The sequence below is a fragment of the Pedobacter chitinilyticus genome (assembly GCF_003313385.1).
In the GTDB taxonomy this organism is placed as follows: Bacteria; Bacteroidota; Bacteroidia; order Sphingobacteriales; family Sphingobacteriaceae; genus Pedobacter; species Pedobacter chitinilyticus.
Map to the genome: position 1 here is coordinate 532,287 of NZ_QMHN01000002.1, position 20,644 is coordinate 552,930.

A 20,644-nucleotide genomic window follows, 5' to 3' on the forward strand; every position below is an offset into this window, starting at 1 on the left:
CTGAAATAAATTCAGGGTGACGCTTATGGGCGCTCCGTCATGCTGACCTGTAGCGAAGCGGAAAGCTACGAAGTAAATTTAGTTCAGCATCAGTTTTATAGCGTAATTACTAATAAATTGTAATCGGACTCAGGCTAATGGTCAGAAATCTTTCATTGATTGCCGAGGGGTCGATGCGAAAAATCTTCCTGCAAGAAACATATCAAATCGCTAGATCTCTCCAAAGTCGAGATGACGGGCAACAGTCCTGCATACCGTCAATACGCCCAGCACTTGCTTTCATATATCGTCATCTCGATTTCGAAGAGATCTAAATCGCTGAATAACAATAAGCCCGATAAAACACTGTTTTAACAATAATGACTGCTATTTTAAGTCTCGGTTGGCATCGCACATCACTCGGTTGGCATCTTGTATCGCGTCGTTGCCATACAAAATGTCATCGTTGGCATTTCATATGCCAAATTTGGCATCCGCGATGACTCCGTTGGCATCCGCGATGGCTCGGTTGGCATTTCATATGGCAAACGACCGTTAAATGAGCGGTCCCGACCCTTATCATATGCCAAAGCATCATTAAATTGATCAAATGGAGGGATAAAACAGAGGTCGAGCGGCTTAAAGGTATTCCACGAACCTTTAAAACACTTAATCACATCGCAACTTAAGGGGTATCTCAGTTAAAATTAACCGATGGCCTCGATCTCTTCCAATAATTCCTTTGGATCTAAATCAAAAGCATTGATAATAAGCTTAGCTTGATGGTAAAACACGTTTCTCTCTTCCAATTTACCGATAATGAAAGTTAACAACTGCTCATCATCCATACCCTTTAACAAAGGACGTTTTTCTCTATTGTGCAAACGCGACACCAATTGCGGCGGCGTCATCTCCAAATAAACCGTAATACCATTTTGGTTCATCCATTCCATGTTATCAAAATAGCAAGGCAAACCTCCACCCGTAGCAACTACACAAGTATCAGGATAATCGAAAGATTTAAGCATTTCATTCTCCAACTGACGAAAAGCAGCTTCACCATTGGCCGCAAAATAATCAGCAATACTCATTTGCTGTTGCTCCACAATTACGGCATCAATATCAATGACAGGACAGGCCAACAAATTAGCTAACTGTTTTGCTTTGGTGCTTTTACCGCAGCCCATAAATCCCACTAAAAATATTTTCATTTTAAGCTTAAATAGGTTATTTGTTTAATTGGTGATTCGGTTAACTGTTAACATCGCCAACGACTAAAATAACCGTAACGTTACACCTGTGCAAGTTAAACATTCAACAGTTAACCAAATACTCTCAAATTACCTATTTATTTTTGAGTATTGAATTTCTTAAAGCATTTAACTTATTGGCTATTTCATCCAGTTTTAATCGGAAATATCCGTACTCTTCTTCAGTGATGAGTTCTAAATCGAATGCGCCTATGAGATGATTGACCGTTTCAATTGCACTTGCATAAGACATTGTCACAAAATGCGCTTTGTCTTTAGAAGTAATTCTTGCTGAACCTTCAGCCAAGCAATCACCTATGCTGCTCGCCGAACGTTTTATCTGACTAATTAAGCCAAATAGTTCTTCTTTAGGAAATTTCTTAGTTAAAAGATAGATTTCCTTCCTAAAAACTCTGGCTTTCTGCCAAGTTTCTAATTTTTCAAAAGAGTAGATATGCATATAATTTGGTTAACTGTTTAATCGGTTAGTAGTTTATAAGAAGTTCAAACTAAACCTATGCAATTTAAAAAATCAGCAGTTAAACAAATCTACAATTAACCAATTTCTTTTAAAACCCAACAGTTAACCGAATCACCAATTAAACAATTAACCATTTTTAAACCAATCCCTGTCTTTTCAACATAATATAATCCGTAAGTGGTACAGCATAACCCGCTTGCTTTAGCATTTTAGCCAGTTGCCCACGGTGATAAGTACCATGATTACAAACATGCATTAAAATTTCGCCAACCGTACTGCTAAACACCTCACCAGCCGAGTTAGCATAATTAATCACTTCATCAGGGGATTTTGTGGCTGCAATATCTTCTAACAAAGCTAAATTAGCTGCATAAATAGCCTCAAAATTTTCAGGAAGCAATACTTCCCAAACCGCATATTGCGGTTGTTCATTCAGCATTCTTTTTGCCCAAATGTGCTGAGCGCTCAATACATGACTCCATAAAGTATTGGCTTCAGGAATAGAGAAACCTGTATGGGCAAAGGCTGCCATCATGATTTCATCAGCCTTTTTGGTGTATTTAATAAACTCCTTAATATCCATTCACTAAGCTAATTTCACCCTCGGATCAATCCAAGCATACAACAAATCGACTAAAATATTTACCACTACAAAAACAAAAGCAATAAATAAGATAGATCCCATGACCACAGGAAAATCGGACATTTCCAAGGCGTAAACCGTGGTACGCCCCAAACCATTATAACCAAAAATATACTCTACAAAAAATGATCCCGCCAGCAATGAAGCAAACCAGCCCGAAATAGCAGTAATTACTGGATTTAAAGCATTCTTTAGCGCATGTTTATAGATAATCGTTTTACGAGAAAGCCCCTTTGCCCTAGCGGTACGGATATAATCTTGTGAAAGCACATCTAACATCGCACTACGGGTAAGCTGCACAATAATGGCCAAAGGCCTAAGCCCTAAGGTAATCATGGGCAGCCATAAATTTCTCAGAGTGATGACCTCGCCCTTAAAAGGATCATAGCTGTATAAACTACCGCTCATGTTGAGTCCTGTATAGTCTGACAACACAAAACCAAACAACCAAGCAATGATAATTCCTGCAAAGAAGGCTGGCGCAGAGATTCCCAAAATAGCGAACATATTCGCCGCTTTATCTATCCAAGTACCTTTATAAACTGCTGATAATACGCCTAAAAACACGCCGATAACGGTTGCAAATATCATAGCCGTTAAGGCCAGCACAAAGGTATTAGGTACTGTTTCAGATAAAATAGTAGTCACATCCCTTTTAGTTTGATACGACCGACGTAAATACGGCTTTTTAAGCACTAAAGCATTATCCCCTATTTTAAATAATTTGAGGTAATGATATTTCTCTTGACTCTCTGCATTGTAAGGATGAATACCAATGGGCGACAAATCATTAACGTAAAGAAAAAACTGCTCAGGTTTCGACTTATCCAGGCCAAATTCCTTGCGTACTGCTTCTAATGATTGCACATCCGAACGCTGCCCCATCGTCATACGAGCAGGATCGCCAGGCAGGATATTGAATAGCACAAATACTACGGCCACCACACCAGCCATTACTGCCAATCCGTACAATAGCTTTCTAAGTGCGTAAATGCCCATTATTTGCTGAAATATTTTTCGGTGAACTGATCAAACGAAGGTAATGAATGATAGTGCCATTTGTTTACAATGGTGCCATTTTTAAGCAACAACACTCCAGGATTAGCCCTTACCATGCTTTTCAACGGTACACCATCCGCATAAAAAACCTCCATAAATAATTTCATGCGCTTGCTGAATTTTTCAGCATCACGTGCCGAGCTTGAGGTAAGCAATACCGTTCTGATATTAAATTGCTCGGCAGCGTTTAAAGCCAAAGCGTTAATGTTCGCGATGGCATTTTCACTAGTTTCGTTCAAATTATAAGCCACTACCACCAAACTGTAGTAAGGGTTTTCTACAATTTCTTTGGTATAATCGGTTCCCGAAGCATCGGTAATCAACAAGTCTTTGATCTTTACGTCGTAGCCCTTTTTAATCAGCTTACGCGATGGCGAGCCCGTTACTTCCCAATTGTCATCTTTCCAAACTTCCTTGCCCATGTATTCCTTGTCACTCATGGTTTTGGTTTCGCCCGTTTTTTTGTTTTTCAGATCGTACATAATTAAGTACTCATCTACAGGAGCCCCTTCAGGGATTTTCATATTCTCAGGAATATTAGAACCTACTTTATAAGGAAGAAAATCGATGATGGGCAGGTAATTATAAGTGAAAGTTCCGAACATTAATGAAGCCGTAAAAACTGCAGCAAACAGCGCACTTTGCACACCTGGCTTTTCGGTAACGGGCTTAATCCAATCTTTTTTGAGGTACAAGTAAACAATCAACAGCAATAGGACCAAATCTTTGCTGAACGATTGCCAAGGCGTTAACGGAATCGCATCGCCAAAACAGCCACAGGAAGTAACCACTTTAAAGGCAGCTGAAACAAAAGTGAGGAAGGTGAAAAAGATAATGGTTGCCAACAAACCCTTCACCACAAAATTTCTGAAAATTCCTAACAACAACAGTGCACCAAACACAATTTCTAGCACACACAACAAAATGGCGATGCCTGTTGCCCAACCATCGAGAAAACTCATATGGAAAACAGCAAAATACTCTTGGAGCTTGTAACCAAAACCAATAGGATCATTCGCTTTTATTAATCCCGAAAAGATAAACAGGATTCCTACAAACCATTTCGAAAAATTGAAAAGTGCTTTCTTCATATATTTTGTTTTATCGTCATTTCGAACGCATGTGAGAAATCTAAGAACTTTGGTTTGACCGTTGGAGATTTCTCACATGCGTTCGAAATGACAGGTGATGATCGGTTGTGCTTTAAGCTACCCCCAATTTAATCAATGCAAACACCGCATAATTCAACATGTCCTGATAATTCGCTTTGATTCCTTCAGAAGCCAATGTTTGCCCATCGTTATCTTCAATTTGCTTCACCCTTAAAATCTTCATCAAAATCAAATCCGTTAACGAACTGATACGCATATCACGCCAAGCTTCGCCGTAATCGTGGTTTTTATCGAACATCAAATCCTTCGTTTCCTTTACACGTTCGTCGTAATAAGCTTCTGCAACCTCTACACTTAACTCATTTGGCTCGTTTTCCCCAAGTTCCAATTGCAAGATGGCCATCACACAATAATTAATGATCCCGATATACTCTGAAGAGATATCCTCGCCTACTTTAGAAACTTTTTTCTCTTCTAGCGTTCTAATCCGCTGTGCCTTGATAAAGATCTGGTCGGTAATAGAAGAAGGACGTAGAATACGCCAAGCGGTGCCATAATCTTTGGTTTTTTTAATAAACAGCGATCTGCAAACCGCAATCACCTGATCGAATTCTAAAGAAGTATTTGAAGCCAAAACAATTAAAATATTTAAGGTTATAGCCAATAAAACGGCTATTTTTGTTTTTTGTTAACTGATGGCTAAAGATACATTTTTAAACCGAAAACAAACGCTAAACTGTAAGGGCAAAGTTGTTGACATCAGCAAGCCTTCGGTCATGGCAATCTTAAATCTCACTCCCGATTCGTTTTACCAAAACAGCCGTGCAAAGAGTATTGACGATGCATTGAGCAAGGTGGAGCATTTTGTAAATGCTGGTGCAAAGTTTATAGATTTAGGCGCTTATTCGTCACGGCCAGGTGCAGCAGAAGTGAGCGAAGAAGAAGAATTAGAACGCATGGTACCAGCCATCAAAGCCATCAACCAATCGTTTCCAGAAGTGCTCTTATCGGTAGATACTTTCAGGGCAAAAGTAGCGGAAGAAAGTATTCATGCTGGCGCCCATTTGATCAATGATATTGCCGCTGGCAACCTCGATGAGCGGATGTTCGAAACGGTAACCAAACTACAAGTGCCTTACATCATGATGCACATGAAAGGCACGCCACAAAACATGCAAGATAGCCCGACTTACGAAAATGTAACCAAAGAGGTTTTTTCCTATTTCAGTGAGAAAATCAAAACCTTGCAAAACCTCGGAGTAAAGGACATCATTCTTGATCCAGGGTTTGGATTTGCCAAAACGTTAGACCACAACTATCAACTATTGAAAGAAATGGAACTGCTCAATTTCTTTGAGCTGCCATTATTAGTGGGCTTTTCCAGAAAATCGATGATTACGAAGGCCCTTGGCATAAAAACGGAAGATGCTTTAAATGGCACTACCGTACTTAACACTACCGCCCTACTTAAAGGCGCCAATATTTTAAGGGTTCATGATGTAAAGGAAGCGGTAGAGTGTGTGGAGTTGGTTAATAGAATTAGTTCATTAGTTCATTAGTTCATTGGGCATTAACCTTTTGCTTAACTAATATTGTTAATTAAATCGTAGTCACCGACACCTAAAAATAAAACATTAAGAAATGAAGATCATTAAGAACTATCGCATAAAAACTTAATGCCTCTTAATCCCTTAATGGTTAAGAGTAAATGGAATGCGTGGAATTGGTTAATTGATTGCAAATCACGAACCCCTACTGACACAATTAACCAAATCATCAATTTGAACAGTTAACCTAAATAGCTATCTTGTACAACAATGAAAAACCTTGATTTCGATTTTCTTAAAATTACGTGGATTGATGCCATAGATGTGATACTGGTTGCCATTATCATCTATTACATCTACAGCCTTATACGCAACACTTTAGCCGTAAACCTCATATTAGGCATGGTGATTATTGTGCTAGTGTACTATATTGTGAAGGGCCTGCACATGGAATTGCTGGAAGCCATCATCAATAAGTTCATGAGTGTGGGGATTTTGGCATTGGTCATTATTTTCCAACCAGAGATCAGGCGGTTTCTATTACACATTGGAAAAACTACCTTTCTGCAAAAGAACAAAGCTTGGTGGGGCTATTTATTTGGCAGTAAAAACATTGAGCAGGACAATTTATTAAGAATAAAACCCATTATTGATGCCTGCAAAAGCATGAAAAAATCCCGCACGGGAGCCTTAATTGTATTTGTGAAATACTATGATGATGAGTTTTTCACCAATAGTTGCGAAATCATCGATAGCAAAATATCTAAACGTTTGTTGGAAAGTATCTTTCAAAAACATAGCCCTTTGCACGATGGTGCCGTGGTCATTTCAGAAAACAAAATTAAAAGCGCCAGTTGCATTTTACCACTTACGGATAACAATAAACTTCCCGCTCAATTTGGATTGAGACACCGAGCTGGAATTGGCGTTTCCGAATCCACCGATGCCGTTGCAGTTATCATTTCAGAGGAAACTGGCGAAATTGCCTATGCGAAACAAGGTCGTGTAAGGATGAACGTTTCTTTTGGCGAATTGGAGAAACTACTTAATAAAGACTTTTAAACAGAACAAGGAGTAAGGAGCAAAGAATAAAGATTCAGCGCAGAAAAGAGAAAACTCTTTGAAATAAAAAGGAGCAAAAATTAGAGATCACTCTTTAATCTTTGCTCCTTTATTTTTTTATCTATGAACTAGCAGTATTGCTCAAATGCACCAATTAGGTTTTCGGCAATCATTTGCGCAGGTCTGCCTTCAATTTGATGACGCTCAATGATGTGTACCAATTTACCATCTTTAAACAATGCCATTGAAGGTGAAGATGGAGGGAAAGGTGCCATGTATGATCTTGCTTTATCTACCGCATCTTTTTCCATGCCCGCAAAAACAGTTACCAATTTATCTGGGTGTTTTGCATTGGCCGCAGCTAACTTAGCCGCAGGACGAGCATTGGCAGCAGCACAACCACAAACAGAGTTTACCACTACAAACACAGTTCCTTCGCTCTTAATTGCAGCATCAACCTCTTCAGGAGTTTTCAACTCATCAAAACCAACGTTCGTTAATTCGGCACGCATTGGCTCTACTAAATATTCTGGATACATAACTATTTTTTAAAATATGGCTACAAAAGTAGTGATTTTGTCAATCATTCTATCACTTTGGCTACTTGGCCATTAAGTTTAACATTCAAATGATGTTTCCTGAATACAAATTAACAACCTATTTAAAATGATCATGATCCTACTGCATTTCTCTCAAAATCTCTTTTAATGCCTCTTGATCATTAAGCGCACTAAAACCAAAGAAGATCGCAAATAGAATACAAAACAGCAAAGCGATAGCACTTAAAATTAAACCGATAATGGCACAAACACGCCCAGCATTCAAGTTTTTATAAGAACTTACCGTATAGTAGCTCATGTTGGCCAAATAGTTTTGTTTATCCTTTCTGCTCAAAATCAAGGCAACAATTCCCAATACTAATCCAATCAAGCCATAAAAACAGCAACAAGTCACAATAGATAAAATCCCTAGTACCAAAACGATGGTTGCATTGGGCAAAGCCATTTGCATGCCACCAAAACCACCACCATACGGAGGATAAGGATTGTTTGGGTTGGGTTGATTAAAATTCTGATACCCTTGCGGGTTTTGTTGCCACTGCTGGTTTTGTGGGTTTTGCGGTTGTTGCGAATTTTCTTGATTCGGCTGATGGTTTGGCACTTGACCTTCTTGTTCCTCTGACATCTTTTTAGAATAATTGGTGGTGATAAATCTTATAAATATAACTCGTTACAATAATAGCGGTAGCAAAAATATACATCAACTTGATGAGGAATGCACCGTTTTTAAAATCAAATTTTAAATGAAGAATGGTAAAAATGAATAGGGCCAAAATGGGCAAAGTAGCAGGATAAAACTTAAAAGACATCCACACATCACCTTTTAGTAAGGCCACAAATGACCGCTGTAAGCCGCAGCCAGGGCAATCAATACCCGTCAATTTTTTAAAAGGGCAAGACAGCAAATGATTTTCAAGCCAATGGATCACACCGCTACCTTCGCCAATGAGCAATAAAAAAAATACAACGGGTATACCTTTCATTTAGCTGCTAAAATATTAAATTGCCTGTGAATTACACCTATACTGTTTATTAATTATTGGATTGTTTTTCTACTAAATATTTTGAAATGATGAAACGTTTGATCTTACTTGCACTGCCCCTGTTAGCGCTAACTGCCAAAGCACAAAAACCTGAAGATACCGAAGTGTACAAACCTGTTCCTCCTAAAGTAAATGCAGGCGCTCATTTTGCTGATGCTCCTTCTGATGCCCTCATTCTTTTTGATGGCAAGAACCTAGACCAATGGGTTTCGGTAAAAGACAATAGCAAGCCTGCACAATGGACCATTGCTGATGGTGCGTTTACCGTAAAGAAAGGAACTGGTAATATCCAAACCAAGAAATCATTTTTAAACTATCAATTGCACTTAGAATGGAAAATCCCTGCCAACATTACAGGAAAGGGCCAAGGACGAGGCAACAGTGGACTATTTCTAGCTTCTACGGGTGGCGGTGATGATGGTTACGAGTTACAAATATTAGACAACTACAACAACGATACTTATGTGAACGGACAAGCAGGTAGCATTTACAAACAGTTTGTGCCCTTGGCCAATGCCAATAAAAAACCAGGCGAATGGCAAACTTATGATGTGATTTGGACCGCCCCTACTTTTAAAACCGATGGTTCTTTAAATACCCCAGCAAGGGTGACCGTATTTTTTAATGGCGTGTTAGTGCAAAATAACACTACGCTTACTGGTCCTACGCAATATATTGGTACTCCTTCCTATAAAAAAGCACATGGTGCCTGCCCTATCAAATTACAGGATCACGGAGACCCAAGCGAACCTATTAGTTTTAGAAATATTTGGATCAGGGAGCTGTAGTAGCTCACTTTAAAATATAAAAAAAGCGTAGCCGATTATTCAGCTACGCTTTTTTTGCTTCTACATCTTTCAAACAACTAAAAATCCACTGCAAAACAAGCACTTAAAGCAGATGCCTTTATGTTTTACCATTGACAAACAGAAATGTTTTACATTTTGCTTTCACAACCATATGCCGTAACTTTGCTGCTCAAATTTTAAACAAAAACAATATGTCATCAGTAGAGACAACTTACGTACCTTACAAAGTTAAGGACATTTCACTGGCGGAATGGGGCCGCAAAGAGATCGAATTAGCAGAGGCAGAAATGCCAGGCTTAATGTCATTAAGAAAAGAATTCGGTCCAACAAAACCCCTAAAAGGTGCTAGAATTGCAGGCTGTTTGCACATGACGATCCAAACTGCAGTTTTAATTGAAACTTTAGTAGAACTTGGTGCTGAGGTAACTTGGTCTTCATGTAATATCTTCTCAACACAAGATCACGCTGCTGCTGCTATTGCTGCTGCAGGTATTCAGGTATATGCTTGGAAAGGCTTAAACGAAGAAGAATTTGACTGGTGTATTGAGCAAACTCTACACTTTGGTCCAGAGCGTCAGCCGTTGAACATGATTTTAGATGACGGTGGTGATTTAACCAACATGGTGTTCGATAAATATCCTGAGTTAATTGCTGGCATTAAAGGTTTATCAGAAGAAACTACTACTGGCGTTCATCGCTTATACGAGCGTATGAAAAACGGCACTTTGCACTTACCTGCAATTAACGTGAACGATTCAGTAACTAAATCTAAATTCGATAACAAATACGGATGTCGTGAATCATTAGTAGACGCAATTCGTCGTGCTACCGATGTAATGATGGCTGGTAAAGTAGCCGTTGTTTGCGGTTATGGCGACGTAGGTAAAGGTTCTGCGGCTTCATTGAGCTCACAAGGTGTACGTGTAATTGTTACTGAAATTGACCCAATTTGTGCTTTACAAGCAGCAATGGAAGGTTACGAAGTAAAGAAATTCGCTACCGCTGTTAAAGAGGCTGATATCGTGGTAACTACCACTGGTAACCGCGACATCGTTCGTGGTGAGCATTTCAAAACCATGAAAGATAAAGCGATTGTTTGTAACATCGGTCACTTTGATAACGAAATTGACATGGCTTGGTTAAACCAAAACTATGGTCACACTAAAATTGAAATCAAACCTCAGGTAGATAAATATACCATTGATGGTAAAGATGTCATCATTTTAGCTGAAGGTCGTTTGGTAAACTTGGGTTGTGCTACTGGCCACCCTAGCTTTGTAATGAGTAACTCATTCACCAACCAAACTTTGGCTCAATTGGAACTTTGGACAAACAGAGATGCTTACGAAAACAAAGTTTATGTTTTACCTAAGCATTTAGATGAAAAAGTAGCTCGTTTACACTTAGAAAAAATCGGTGTAGAATTAGATGTACTTGATCCTCACCAAGCAGAATACATTGGCGTTTCAGTAGAAGGTCCTTACAAGCCTGAAGCTTACAGATACTAGTTCTGTAAAACGTTAACATAAAAGGGATGGAGTTTATTAAACTTCATCCCTTTTTATTTTGCCTGAAAATATTTATTAAGCTCCTATAAAAATGTCTACTTCGGCATTGCTCCAGTCAAAGCTTTTAGCACTGTAGATTTCAAAATCATATTGGTAATTTCTTGGATAATCGGTTTGCCAAATCTCACGCCAAACATTAGCCACACAATCAGGCATTTTACCTTTGGCTACATAATGTACATACGCTTGTTCGGGGATTTGTAAAGCTTCCAAACCTTCTGGAACTATGGCATCGGCACTCACTTTACAACCAATAAAATAAGCAAAAGGTTGGGTATGGTCGCCATCATAATCATAATAAACCGCATAACAATCGTCTGCTATTTTACCATTAATTTGGTTGAAGATTTTCTTTTGCTCGAAGGTTTGCCACAACTGACCACAATCTACACCTGATTGTCCATTGGCGTTATATGTTTTGCGACCTAAACTGATGCCAATCAGCCTAAATTCGGGAATGTTTGTTTTGTTCATGACTATGATTTATCGACTGCCAAATTACGAAAAACATTTAGGTGGAACGTTAATCATCGGTCGTCGATTTTATGCTATTAGTCGTTAGATCTCTCCTAGCTACGCTGTTGTCAAGATGACGCTAAAAAGAACGGACTGTACAAGGTTGATAAGACTTACGAGGTTTTCGAAACTTCGTAAGTCTAAAGCGAAAAAATCTTATTTCAATTCAAAAGACGATTTCAGCTTGATGTCATTTGATGCTGTGCCTACCATCACCTTAAATTCTCCAGCTTCGGTAATCCATCCTTTTTCTTCATGATAAAAAGCTAATTTCTCTGGGCTCAGTTCAAAACTGATTTCCTTGCTTTCTCCTGGCTTTAACTTCACTTTTGTAAAATCCTTTAGCTCTTTTACTGGTCTTACTACCGAAGCGAAAGTATCTTGAATATAAAGCTGCGCTACTTCCTCTCCTTCTACTTTACCTGTATTGGTTAATGTGAAGCTAACTTTTACATTTTCTTTTTGGTTAATGGCATTGCTAGATAATTTCAAATTGCTATAGCTAAAAGTAGTGTAGCTTAAGCCATGGCCAAAGGCATATTGTGGATCGTTTGACACATCAATATACGCAGATTTGTAGCGAATATCGCCTGCTTTGGTTACGGGACGGCCAGTGTTATAGTGACTATAGAAAATAGGGATTTGCCCTACATTTTTTGGGAAGCTAATCGGTAATTTCCCTGAAGGATTGTAATCTCCAAAAAGCACATCCGCAATGGCATTACCTCCTTGATCTCCTAAAAACCAAGCATAAATAACGGCATCAGCTTGTGCGGCAATAGCATTAAATACCAACGGGCGACCTGCCATTAACACTACGATTACGGGTTTTCCAGTAGCTTTAACGGCTTTGAATAGCTCTTCTTGTTTACCTGGTAAAGAGATATCACTACGAGATTTAGCTTCTCCGCTAAAATCCCAAGTTTCTCCCAATACCATGACTACCGCATCTGCATTTCTCGCCGCATTTACGGCTTCTGCAAATCCGTTGGTTAGGGTATCTTTAACGGTTGTTCCTTGGGCGTAGGTAAGCTTTGCACCCTTTATTTTTTGTTTAACGCCTTCATGAACACTTACCATATTTGCCGTATCGATATATACCGTCCAATTTCCTGCCTGATCTCTTTTCGCATTTACCAAAGGACCAATGAGTGCCAAGTTTTTGATAGATTTGTTAAGTGGCAAGGTATTGTTATTGTTCTTCAACAGCACGATTGATTTTTGTGCGGCGGCTAGCGCAACGGCTTTGTACTTAGGATCACTCATCACCTTTTGCTCTCTTTTCTCATCAGAAAAACGATAGGGATTATCGAATAAACCTAATTCAAACTTTTTGTATAAAATTCTTTTTACGGCTTCATCAATGTATTTCTCTTCTACTTTCCCGCTTTTCACCAACTTCTCTAATTCCTTTTTGTAGGCTTCACTTTCCATATCCATATCACTGCCCGCAACAATAGCTTTTTCTGAAGCTTCGCTTAGATTTTTCGCAAACCCCCAAGGAATCATCTCTCCTATAGAACCCCAATCGCTCACCACAAATCCTTTGTAATTCCATTTTCCTTTAAGGATATCGCGTTGCAAATAAGCATTTCCCGTAGCTGGAATACCATTTAGGGTATTGAAAGAATTCATAAAAGTGGCTACACCTGCATCGGCTGCTGCCTTAAAAGGCGGCAAATAAATTTCGTGCAATTGTTGCTTGCTCAAATCCACAGGATTGTAATCTCTTCCTGCCATAGAAGCTCCATAAGCGGCAAAGTGCTTGGCACAGGCCATGATCCTGTCTAAAGCTCCCAGTTTTTCGCCCTGAAAACCAAGTACCCTTGCTTTTGCAATTTGCGAACCTAAGTAGGTATCTTCTCCTGCACCTTCCATCACTCTGCCCCAACGTGGATCACGAGCGATATCTACCATTGGCGCAAAGGTCCAGTGAATACCAGAGGCCGCCGACTCTTCTGCCGCTACCTCTGCCGAACGCCTGATAATTGACAAATCCCAAGAAGCCGACTCTGCTAAAGGAATTGGGAATACGGTTTTGTATCCATGTATGACATCTAAACTAAACAACAACGGAATTTTTAAACGAGATTGTAAAGCGATGGCTTGTATCTCTCTCGTATCCTTTACGCCTTTTACGTTTAGCATGGAACCCACCATACCATTCTTGATATCGTTCAGCAAGTAGTTCTTTCGGTCGCTGGCTGGGCCAGTTACTTCCCTTCCCGAGTATTGGTTTAATTGACCAATCTTCTCGGTCAAGGTCATTAATTTCATTACCGAGTCGACCCTTTGCTCGATGGTTTTCCGCTGTGCAAATGTTTGAGTGGCTAGTGCTGCACTCCATAAAAGTGTAAGGCTTAAAAATTTGTTCATTTGTTGTTTTAAGTTTTAAGGTGTTAACTGCAAATTAAGTCCGTCTCTAAAGTTCCAAAAATTTTGCTTCTTTTGATAAGTGGTGTCAAATAAAGTTGCTTCAGCATTTAAGCCCCAAGCAGAATCGGCATCGCCAATATTCCATAAGGTAATGCCCCATCTTTGGTTGATAGGCACTATCTCCTGATAGGCTTTGGCCACATTGTAATACAATGATTTCTGTAGGTTTCTACGATTAGTAAGATCTGTCGCTGGCACTGAAGTTTCGTTAGGTCCCAACAAGGAAATATCAAGCTCAGCGATGTGTACCAACAAACCTGTTTCTTTCATTTTCTGTATGGCAGCTCTTATACTGGTTAAAGGGGTATTATATCTGATGTGCATCTGCAAACCTACGCCATTAATAATGGGATCACCACCTTCTGTCATCGGTTTTAACTGCATCACTTTATTGTAGATAGCATTTAGTTTGGTCGTAGAATATTCATGGCCATAATCGTTATAGAACAATTTCAGTTTCCAGTTTTGGTTGGCTCGTGCTGCTAATCTGGCATATCTAAATGCTTTTTCGATATAAATTTCACCCATGTATCTTTTCCAAATACTGCCAATGTCATTGCCTTGGCCATCTAAATTTAAATTCCCTCTCAGGGTTCCATCATCATAATAGGCTTCGTTCACTACATCCCATGATTTTAATAGGGGGAGCAAAGGATTTCCGCCTTTGTAATATTGGCTGTAAAAGCCTACGGTTTTATCTATATGTCTCTTCATAACAGCTTCGAGGGTATCGGCCCTTGCCGCTACGGGTGTATTGCTCTCTATATTGGTCACCCATTGTGGCAACGCCCTATGCCAAACCAAAGCATGACCATGCATCCTCTTTTCGCCATGGTCTTTTGCCAAGTTGGGTATCTTTTCGTTCTTTTCTTCTATACCATTTCCTTGTATGCCAAAATCCCATACAAATTTTGAAGGGTTTAGGCTATTCATCTTCATATCATTCTCCGCCGTAATGCTATTGTACTGCTCTTCCGCCAAATCTTTATAGGCTGTAACACTAAATTTATTAGAGTTTACTGCCGCCCCAATGATGATGTCGGGATTTACCTCTTGCAATATGGTACTTACTGCAACTGTACTCATTGCCATTGTTTTTTCGGGAGATAGATTGGCTGCTTCCGATGTTTTCTCTTGTTTTTTACAGGCACCAAGCATACTGCCAAGCACCAGTACGGTGATAGTTACTTTGTTCATGATATATATTTGGTTAAGGTTGACGAAGTAAAATAAAGGCTATCCAAAAAATAATATTCCAACTTATTGGATAGCCTTCCGAAAACGTATGAGAGCGTAAGAGAGCGTTACGGGCGTGTTAAATACGGTCGAAAAGAAGATTACAAAACAGTCTTCTTGGCCAACTTACCTTCGCTAGTACTTAAGCTAATGATGGCTAAACCTTTCGCTAATTTACCTGCGGGCACTACCACTTTGTTGTATCCTTTTTCTAGCTGCGCTGATTGGCTATAAGCAATTTTACCGTTCACATCGGCTAATGCTATTTTCCCGTTTTGTGCTTTAACTGAATAGATATGCAGTTCGATACTCTCTCCGTATTTTGCGATATCAAAGTCTGTTTTAGGAACGGGAATATTTGCAGTTACTGGTCCAAAATATGCTTTATCACCATTAAAATCCACTTGTTCTAATTGATAATAGTTCGCACCTGGCAAAGGCTTCTCGTCAACAAAACTGTAGTTTGATGCTCCTTTGGCACTCACTTGGTCTATTTTTTGAAAATTATTAGCGGTTGATGATCGTAAGATATTGTAATGGGAAGCATTAATTTCGCTAGCGGTAGTCCAATTTAAGCGAATAGCCCCATTTTTCTCATTAGCATTAAATGTGGTTAATGTTACGGGCAATACATTGGTTCCTGGAGCCATGGTTACACCGCGGAACGTAGTGTTTGCTGGTGCCGTAGCCAATTCTGTTAAACTCCCCGATAATGCTGCTACACTACCTTCAGTTGCTGCCGTGAAATTATCGTTATAAGTGTATAACTTCGAATTATTTCCACCAACAGTGCCATAACTAGTTAGGTATAATTTTACTCCCGTTGTGCTATTATAAACCGCAGTAATGCTCCTGGTGTTAGCAGGAACAGCGATACTTCCAAAAGATACCCAATCAGTGCCTGCGGCATTTGATCGATATTTCTTTAAGGTGGGTGCACCATCTGCATCATCAATCACATAAGCAAGGGTTCTGTTGTTAACTGTTTTAATGGCGGCTACTTGATGCGCTTTTGTCAATGCTGCTGCTCCAGGAACATTAGGTGTGGTAGCGAAAGTTACCGAAGTGGTTGGCAGCGGAGAATTGGGAATACTTGTTAATGCATTTGGGGCGAATAGTTTAAGACCATTATTGGAGGCAGAAAAATAGGTGTCGGCAATGGTTAATACGCGTGGGGCATCCAAACCTGTTGAAACCCTAGTAGAAGCCACAGCAGTTCCCATTGTTTTATACCTCACACCATTTTGAAAGCCATTGAAGTAAACGGAGGTTCCTTCTACAACGGCCGAGCGTGGCGTACCAATGGCATCAATCACTAAAGTGTTTGCAGTCCAAACACCCGCAGCGTTTAAGGTCCCGATCACAAACTCTCCTGTTTGCGCTGGGTTGTAACCGATGATAGACATCGTGGTGCCATCTTTAGAAAGTACGGGATAGCCTTCGTTTTCAAATGCATTGGATGCAGTTAATCCCAATCCTTCAAAGCCGTAGTTACCTCCAGCGGCAGTTCTGGGGATGTTATAGGTTCTTACGAAGACGCCTGAAGAGGTGTATTCATCTACAAAAACTGCCACACGATTGCCGCTAGTCATAGCATTTCCATCACCATAACGATATATGGCTAAATTGCCTGGTGCAAATTGGGCCCAAGCACTTAAAGTACTAAAGGCTGTAAAAATAATGGTAAGTAGTTTTCTTTTCATACGCTATATTGGTTGTTAATTAATTAGGGATTAGGTACTAGTGGTTAGGGATCAGTTGATTGAATTTGATAATTTTTTAATTCGATGATTTGATCATAGTTGCGTATTTGCATTGACAACTACTATTATCTTATTTGTTAATTATCTCATCATCTCATTGGTACATGATCTCATTTAGTTTTCGTTTTTAAAGTCCAGCCTAGACCTATTTCAAAGTCGCCACCTGTGAAAGAACGGATAGCTGATGGTCCGATGCTGTAAATACCGCTGATGTTAAACTGATCGTATTTGAAACCCAGTCCCACAGTAGCATTATTGGTGCTATGATACAAGCCAAAGAGATTGAATTTTTGTTGATAGGTTAAGCCAAGTCCACCTTCTACAATATTGTCCATGCCTTTAATCCCGCGGTAAACCACTTTAGGTTCTACGGTCAAATCTTTACCCGCGGGTATTTTGTAAGAGGCAGTAGTAAGAAAGGTAGCGTAATTAATACCTGCCACAAAGTTTGGATCGGTATTTAATTGGTTATGCAGATTAAGCCACGTGGCTTGTACATTTAGTTTTTCATCAGTAAAAGCAACTCCAAAATCACCATCCAATCTGTAGCCCCTGTCATTAAAACGGTTCACTACTGGATCATAGTTTTCTGCTGTAATGTCAGCGCTGTTGATCGATTCTTTGGCTACACCAACCGATACCCCAAAATGCAATTTCCCTGTATTGCTGACAGGTAGATGATAGGCATAAGATCCCATGATCCGGGTGTAGTTGATCAAGCCACTTTTGGAAAGATCGACATTTAAACCTACCGCAGCTCGGTCTGTGTAAGCAAATTCGCCAGTGAACATCTGATAAATTGGGGCATTGGGCACTTCGTTAAATTGCTTACGGAACAACAGGTTAAGGTTAACTTTTTCTGTAGCTCCAGCCATGGCTGGATTACCTAAATACTGATTATAGAAGTACATATTCCCCATGGGGCTTAATTGAGCTAAAGCAGTATTGATATTGATAAGCCCGAAGAGTACAAACAGGTATTTGATATTCATTTTTACTTTCATTCGAGTAATTTTAATTTTTGCTAAATCCTCCTTTTCTTATTATTGGAGCTAGCTTTTTCTTTTTTACTTTTACCTTTTACTTATTGGGATTAGTTGTTCATCATGGTTAGTGCCCCTTTCTTTTTAGGCAAGCCAGCACCAAAGTCAATGATGTAGTAATAGGTATCTTCTTTCAAAGACGAACCTGCTATCCTACCGTCCCAATCATTTTGGTAACCTTTTTTATTAAAGATTACTCGGCCTGTTTTATCAAATACTTTCACTACGCTTTCTGGATACATATCGATATTTTTGATGACCCAAAAATCATTTACGCCATCGCCATTTGGCGAAACCAGATTGGCAGCGGTAACGATATTGTAATTGTCGTTCACATTTAAAGTAAATTCAGCTACGCTAGCACAAGTACCTTCATTTTGCACGGTCACTTTGTAAGTAGTATTTACTTGAGGTCTCACTGTAATGGTTGCGGTGTTGGTGACACCAATGATGCTACCATTACTTTCCCACTGATAAGTGCTGCCGCCTGTTGCCGTAAGTCTTACGGTAGTACCTTTATCAACGTTGGCTCCTTTATCCGAGCTGATAGCCGCCGTTGGATATTCGTAAATTTTCAATTTGAAAGTTTCCATATAAGAATCAACCCCGCCATTAGCTGTACCGCCATTGTCTTTAAGCGTTACGGTAATTTGAGGTTCTCCCATAGCATTGGCATTTAGGCGATAGCGTATTTCTCCGTTTCCGCCAGCCAATAAGTTTATTTGCAGGCTTTGAAAAAGCGCCGCTTGGCTAGCACTAATTGTTGCAGTTAAAGTTTGTGCCGTTTCAGGGCCTGGGGTAATTCCAGTTAGCGCAATAACATGTTCATCAGTGCCAACACATACAAATTTATCGCCAATAGCACTTATGGTTGGTGCTTCGTTTACGTCGTTAATGGTGATGGTAAAAGCTTCTTCATAAATAAAATTTGAAGGCGAGGTTGCTCTTACTCTTACTTGATAGGTAGACTGGGCTTCGTAATCTAGCTTAACATTGTTTTGCAGCTTGTCACCTACAATTCTGAATTTTGCATTGTCGGTATCACCGTTTCCAGCTACGAGTGTGTAAACCACATTTACAGTATTTGCAGGTAATACCGAAAGTGTTCCAACCAATGTTCCAGGGTCTTGATTTTCATATACCGTAGCACTGCTAAAATTGAGGTCGGTAATCATTCCCGCACCTAATTCAGCTTTTGCAGGATTGGTATAAATGGTACGTGTACTTCCTTCTATACCGCGTACTCGATAGTAATATGTGGAGCCTGCCGTAATGGTGTTATCTATATATTGAATAGCATTTGCGGCTGTAGTGGTTAACACATTAAAATTAATCCCATCAGTTGATCGTTCAATTTCATAACCACTTTCGGTGGTCGAATTATCGGTCCATTTTAACCTCACTTCTGTTAAGGAAATCACATTTGCCTCCAATGCCGACGGTGCTTTACGATAACCTGGCACTAAGGTTACTCCTCTGAAAGAAGTATTGGCTGGAGCTGTAGCAATAAGCGTCGGGGTTCCCGTAAGTTGCTTGGTATCGTCATTATTATCGTTAAAATCATCATTAAGCAAATACAATTGTGAATTTTGAGTGCCAGGTGTTCCCAGGGTGGTGAAATAAAGCTTCACCCCGTTAGCATCAAATTTCGCTGCAAGGTTCTTGGTGCTTGCAGGTACAATTACGCTTCCTAATGATAACCAGTCGGTACCACCTGCGTTGGTACGGTATTTCCTGATGACTGGTGCTGTACTTGTGGCATTCCCATCATCAATAAGGTACACGATGGTACGCCCGTATGCTTTTATGGCAATGGCCTGATGTACGTTGAATGGTCTAGCCGTTGAAGGAAAATTTGGTGTGGTAGCAAAGTTGACAGAAGTAGTTGGCAGCGGTGAAGCATTAGCCAATACAGGTTGTGAACTTCCCCCAATGGGTGCAAATATGCGCAGACCATCGCTGGTGCCAAAAATGGTTTCAGCAATAGACAACACACGAGGTGCTGCCTGTCCAGCTGAAACCCTCACACCTGCATTAGTGGTACCCAAAGTTTTATACCACACCCCATTTTGATAACCATTATAATAAACGGCAGTTCCTTCCGCTACTGCCGAACGTGGGGCTCCGATATCATCTACAATAAGGGTATTGGCGTTAATGGTGCCTGTGCCGTTAATGGTAGCAATTACAAAATTATTGGCGATGCTAGGATGGCGTCCAATGATGGACAAGATTTCGCCATCTCGGGATAAAGCTGGAAAACCTTCGGTTTCATAAGCTCCACCAGCGGTTAAGCCCAAACCTTCCAAGCCATAATTGCTTCCACTAGCTGTTCTTGAAACGACAATGGTGCGCACTTTTTCTCCTGTTGAGGGGTTATATTCATCAATAAATACAGGAACCCTACCACCGTTCACCAAAGGGCTACCATCGCCAAAACGATAAACCACAATGTTATCGGAAGTAAATTGCGCAAAGGCCGTGCTAATGGTTGCCAAAGCGCCTATGATTAAGAGTATGGTTTTCTTCATATTGAT

The 20,644-nt window shown here is 39.9% G+C and carries 19 protein-coding genes; 4 read left to right on the forward strand and 15 right to left on the reverse strand.

Annotated elements, in window-relative coordinates; all coding sequences use genetic code 11:
• Positions 1-686 precede the first annotated feature (686 nt).
• The 6 genes from DUT70_RS09110 to DUT70_RS09135 form a co-directional block, all read right to left on the reverse strand.
• Complete coding sequence (locus DUT70_RS09110; RefSeq protein ID WP_113647008.1) at positions 687-1,190, reverse strand: shikimate kinase; 504 nt, start codon at positions 1,188-1,190, stop codon at positions 687-689.
• A gap of 133 nt (positions 1,191-1,323) precedes the next feature.
• Entirely contained in the window at positions 1,324-1,689 is a 366-nt protein-coding gene (locus DUT70_RS09115; RefSeq protein ID WP_113647009.1) for a four helix bundle protein, read from the reverse strand.
• Positions 1,690-1,846: 157 nt separating this feature from the next.
• A complete protein-coding gene (locus tag DUT70_RS09120) occupies positions 1,847-2,293 on the reverse strand; it encodes a DinB family protein (RefSeq protein ID WP_113647010.1) in 447 nt (148 codons plus the stop codon).
• A 3-nt stretch (positions 2,294-2,296) separates the two neighbouring features.
• Positions 2,297-3,352, reverse strand: coding sequence for an ABC transporter permease (locus tag DUT70_RS09125; protein WP_113647011.1), 1,056 nt, complete (start codon positions 3,350-3,352; stop codon positions 2,297-2,299).
• A complete protein-coding gene (locus DUT70_RS09130) occupies positions 3,352-4,503 on the reverse strand; it encodes a BT_3928 family protein (RefSeq protein WP_113647012.1) in 1,152 nt (383 codons plus the stop codon). Before DUT70_RS09130 ends, DUT70_RS09125 begins: the two co-directional genes overlap by 1 nt.
• Before the next feature lie 112 nt (positions 4,504-4,615).
• Positions 4,616-5,158 (reverse strand): DUF1599 domain-containing protein, encoded by a 543-nt coding sequence (locus tag DUT70_RS09135; protein ID WP_113647220.1) that lies wholly within the window; start codon positions 5,156-5,158, stop codon positions 4,616-4,618.
• A gap of 142 nt (positions 5,159-5,300) precedes the next feature.
• Between DUT70_RS09135 and folP the strand changes: the two genes are divergently transcribed.
• Positions 5,301-6,083 (forward strand): dihydropteroate synthase, encoded by a 783-nt coding sequence (gene folP / locus DUT70_RS09140; RefSeq protein WP_317047815.1) that lies wholly within the window; start codon positions 5,301-5,303, stop codon positions 6,081-6,083.
• Between the two features lie 258 nt (positions 6,084-6,341).
• Positions 6,342-7,133: a diadenylate cyclase CdaA gene (gene cdaA, locus DUT70_RS09145; RefSeq protein WP_113647014.1), complete on the forward strand. Its 792-nt coding sequence runs from the start codon at positions 6,342-6,344 to the stop codon at positions 7,131-7,133.
• Between the two features lie 128 nt (positions 7,134-7,261).
• Here cdaA and DUT70_RS09150 read toward each other — a convergent pair whose 3' ends face one another.
• The 3 genes from DUT70_RS09150 to DUT70_RS09160 all read right to left on the reverse strand — a co-directional run bounded on the left by DUT70_RS09150 (position 7,262) and on the right by DUT70_RS09160 (position 8,676).
• Positions 7,262-7,672 (reverse strand): BrxA/BrxB family bacilliredoxin, encoded by a 411-nt coding sequence (locus DUT70_RS09150; RefSeq protein ID WP_113647015.1) that lies wholly within the window; start codon positions 7,670-7,672, stop codon positions 7,262-7,264.
• 139 nt (positions 7,673-7,811) lie between these two features.
• Entirely contained in the window at positions 7,812-8,318 is a 507-nt protein-coding gene (locus tag DUT70_RS09155; protein ID WP_205529768.1) for a CCC motif membrane protein, read from the reverse strand.
• A 4-nt stretch (positions 8,319-8,322) separates the two neighbouring features.
• Positions 8,323-8,676 carry a DUF2752 domain-containing protein gene (locus tag DUT70_RS09160; protein ID WP_113647016.1) on the reverse strand — a complete coding sequence of 118 codons (354 nt, stop codon included), beginning with the start codon at positions 8,674-8,676 and terminating at the stop codon, positions 8,323-8,325.
• 89 nt (positions 8,677-8,765) lie between these two features.
• Here DUT70_RS09160 and DUT70_RS09165 point away from each other — a divergent pair, with 89 nt between their 5' ends.
• Together DUT70_RS09165 and ahcY are read left to right on the forward strand one after the other, a co-directional pair.
• Positions 8,766-9,524, forward strand: coding sequence for a 3-keto-disaccharide hydrolase (locus tag DUT70_RS09165; RefSeq protein ID WP_113647017.1), 759 nt, complete (start codon positions 8,766-8,768; stop codon positions 9,522-9,524).
• 212 nt (positions 9,525-9,736) lie between these two features.
• Positions 9,737-11,053 carry an adenosylhomocysteinase gene (gene ahcY / locus DUT70_RS09170; protein WP_113647018.1) on the forward strand — a complete coding sequence of 439 codons (1,317 nt, stop codon included), beginning with the start codon at positions 9,737-9,739 and terminating at the stop codon, positions 11,051-11,053.
• 75 nt (positions 11,054-11,128) lie between these two features.
• On the opposite strand, the gene DUT70_RS09175 is transcribed toward ahcY, so the two are convergent.
• From DUT70_RS09175 to DUT70_RS09200, 6 genes are all read right to left on the reverse strand, one after another.
• Positions 11,129-11,587 carry a GyrI-like domain-containing protein gene (locus DUT70_RS09175; protein ID WP_113647019.1) on the reverse strand — a complete coding sequence of 153 codons (459 nt, stop codon included), beginning with the start codon at positions 11,585-11,587 and terminating at the stop codon, positions 11,129-11,131.
• A gap of 198 nt (positions 11,588-11,785) precedes the next feature.
• The gene (locus DUT70_RS09180; protein WP_113647020.1) at positions 11,786-14,005 is read right to left on the reverse strand and encodes a glycoside hydrolase family 3 N-terminal domain-containing protein; all 2,220 of its coding nucleotides are present in this window, start codon (positions 14,003-14,005) and stop codon (positions 11,786-11,788) included.
• Positions 14,006-14,020: 15 nt separating this feature from the next.
• Positions 14,021-15,262: an endo-1,4-beta-xylanase gene (locus tag DUT70_RS09185; RefSeq protein WP_113647021.1), complete on the reverse strand. Its 1,242-nt coding sequence runs from the start codon at positions 15,260-15,262 to the stop codon at positions 14,021-14,023.
• Between the two features lie 140 nt (positions 15,263-15,402).
• Positions 15,403-17,004: a hypothetical protein gene (locus DUT70_RS09190; RefSeq protein ID WP_113647022.1), complete on the reverse strand. Its 1,602-nt coding sequence runs from the start codon at positions 17,002-17,004 to the stop codon at positions 15,403-15,405.
• 170 nt (positions 17,005-17,174) lie between these two features.
• On the reverse strand, positions 17,175-18,068 hold the full coding sequence (locus DUT70_RS09195; protein WP_113647023.1) for a PorP/SprF family type IX secretion system membrane protein: 894 nt from the start codon (positions 18,066-18,068) through the stop codon (positions 17,175-17,177).
• 89 nt (positions 18,069-18,157) lie between these two features.
• Positions 18,158-20,638, reverse strand: coding sequence for a T9SS type B sorting domain-containing protein (locus DUT70_RS09200; protein WP_113647024.1), 2,481 nt, complete (start codon positions 20,636-20,638; stop codon positions 18,158-18,160).
• Positions 20,639-20,644: the final 6 nt, after the last annotated feature.

What these genes read in the sequence shown, in the direction of transcription:
- DUT70_RS09180 (WP_113647020.1), bottom strand. Translation starts at nt 14,005, where the DNA reads ATGAACAAATTTTTAAGCCTTACACTTTTATGGAGTGCAGCACTAGCC.
- DUT70_RS09195 (WP_113647023.1), bottom strand. Translation starts at nt 18,068, where the DNA reads ATGAAAGTAAAAATGAATATCAAATACCTGTTTGTACTCTTCGGGCTT.
- DUT70_RS09190 (WP_113647022.1), bottom strand. Translation starts at nt 17,004, where the DNA reads ATGAAAAGAAAACTACTTACCATTATTTTTACAGCCTTTAGTACTTTA.
- DUT70_RS09165 (WP_113647017.1), top strand. Translation starts at nt 8,766, where the DNA reads ATGAAACGTTTGATCTTACTTGCACTGCCCCTGTTAGCGCTAACTGCC.
- cdaA (WP_113647014.1), top strand. Translation starts at nt 6,342, where the DNA reads ATGAAAAACCTTGATTTCGATTTTCTTAAAATTACGTGGATTGATGCC.
- DUT70_RS09125 (WP_113647011.1), bottom strand. Translation starts at nt 3,352, where the DNA reads ATGGGCATTTACGCACTTAGAAAGCTATTGTACGGATTGGCAGTAATG.
- DUT70_RS09120 (WP_113647010.1), bottom strand. Translation starts at nt 2,293, where the DNA reads ATGGATATTAAGGAGTTTATTAAATACACCAAAAAGGCTGATGAAATC.
- ahcY (WP_113647018.1), top strand. Translation starts at nt 9,737, where the DNA reads ATGTCATCAGTAGAGACAACTTACGTACCTTACAAAGTTAAGGACATT.
- DUT70_RS09130 (WP_113647012.1), bottom strand. Translation starts at nt 4,503, where the DNA reads ATGAAGAAAGCACTTTTCAATTTTTCGAAATGGTTTGTAGGAATCCTG.
- DUT70_RS09155 (WP_205529768.1), bottom strand. Translation starts at nt 8,318, where the DNA reads ATGTCAGAGGAACAAGAAGGTCAAGTGCCAAACCATCAGCCGAATCAA.
- DUT70_RS09200 (WP_113647024.1), bottom strand. Translation starts at nt 20,638, where the DNA reads ATGAAGAAAACCATACTCTTAATCATAGGCGCTTTGGCAACCATTAGC.
- folP (WP_317047815.1), top strand. Translation starts at nt 5,301, where the DNA reads ATGGCAATCTTAAATCTCACTCCCGATTCGTTTTACCAAAACAGCCGT.
- DUT70_RS09115 (WP_113647009.1), bottom strand. Translation starts at nt 1,689, where the DNA reads ATGCATATCTACTCTTTTGAAAAATTAGAAACTTGGCAGAAAGCCAGA.
- DUT70_RS09110 (WP_113647008.1), bottom strand. Translation starts at nt 1,190, where the DNA reads ATGAAAATATTTTTAGTGGGATTTATGGGCTGCGGTAAAAGCACCAAA.
- DUT70_RS09150 (WP_113647015.1), bottom strand. Translation starts at nt 7,672, where the DNA reads ATGTATCCAGAATATTTAGTAGAGCCAATGCGTGCCGAATTAACGAAC.
- DUT70_RS09175 (WP_113647019.1), bottom strand. Translation starts at nt 11,587, where the DNA reads ATGAACAAAACAAACATTCCCGAATTTAGGCTGATTGGCATCAGTTTA.
- DUT70_RS09185 (WP_113647021.1), bottom strand. Translation starts at nt 15,262, where the DNA reads ATGAACAAAGTAACTATCACCGTACTGGTGCTTGGCAGTATGCTTGGT.
- DUT70_RS09160 (WP_113647016.1), bottom strand. Translation starts at nt 8,676, where the DNA reads ATGAAAGGTATACCCGTTGTATTTTTTTTATTGCTCATTGGCGAAGGT.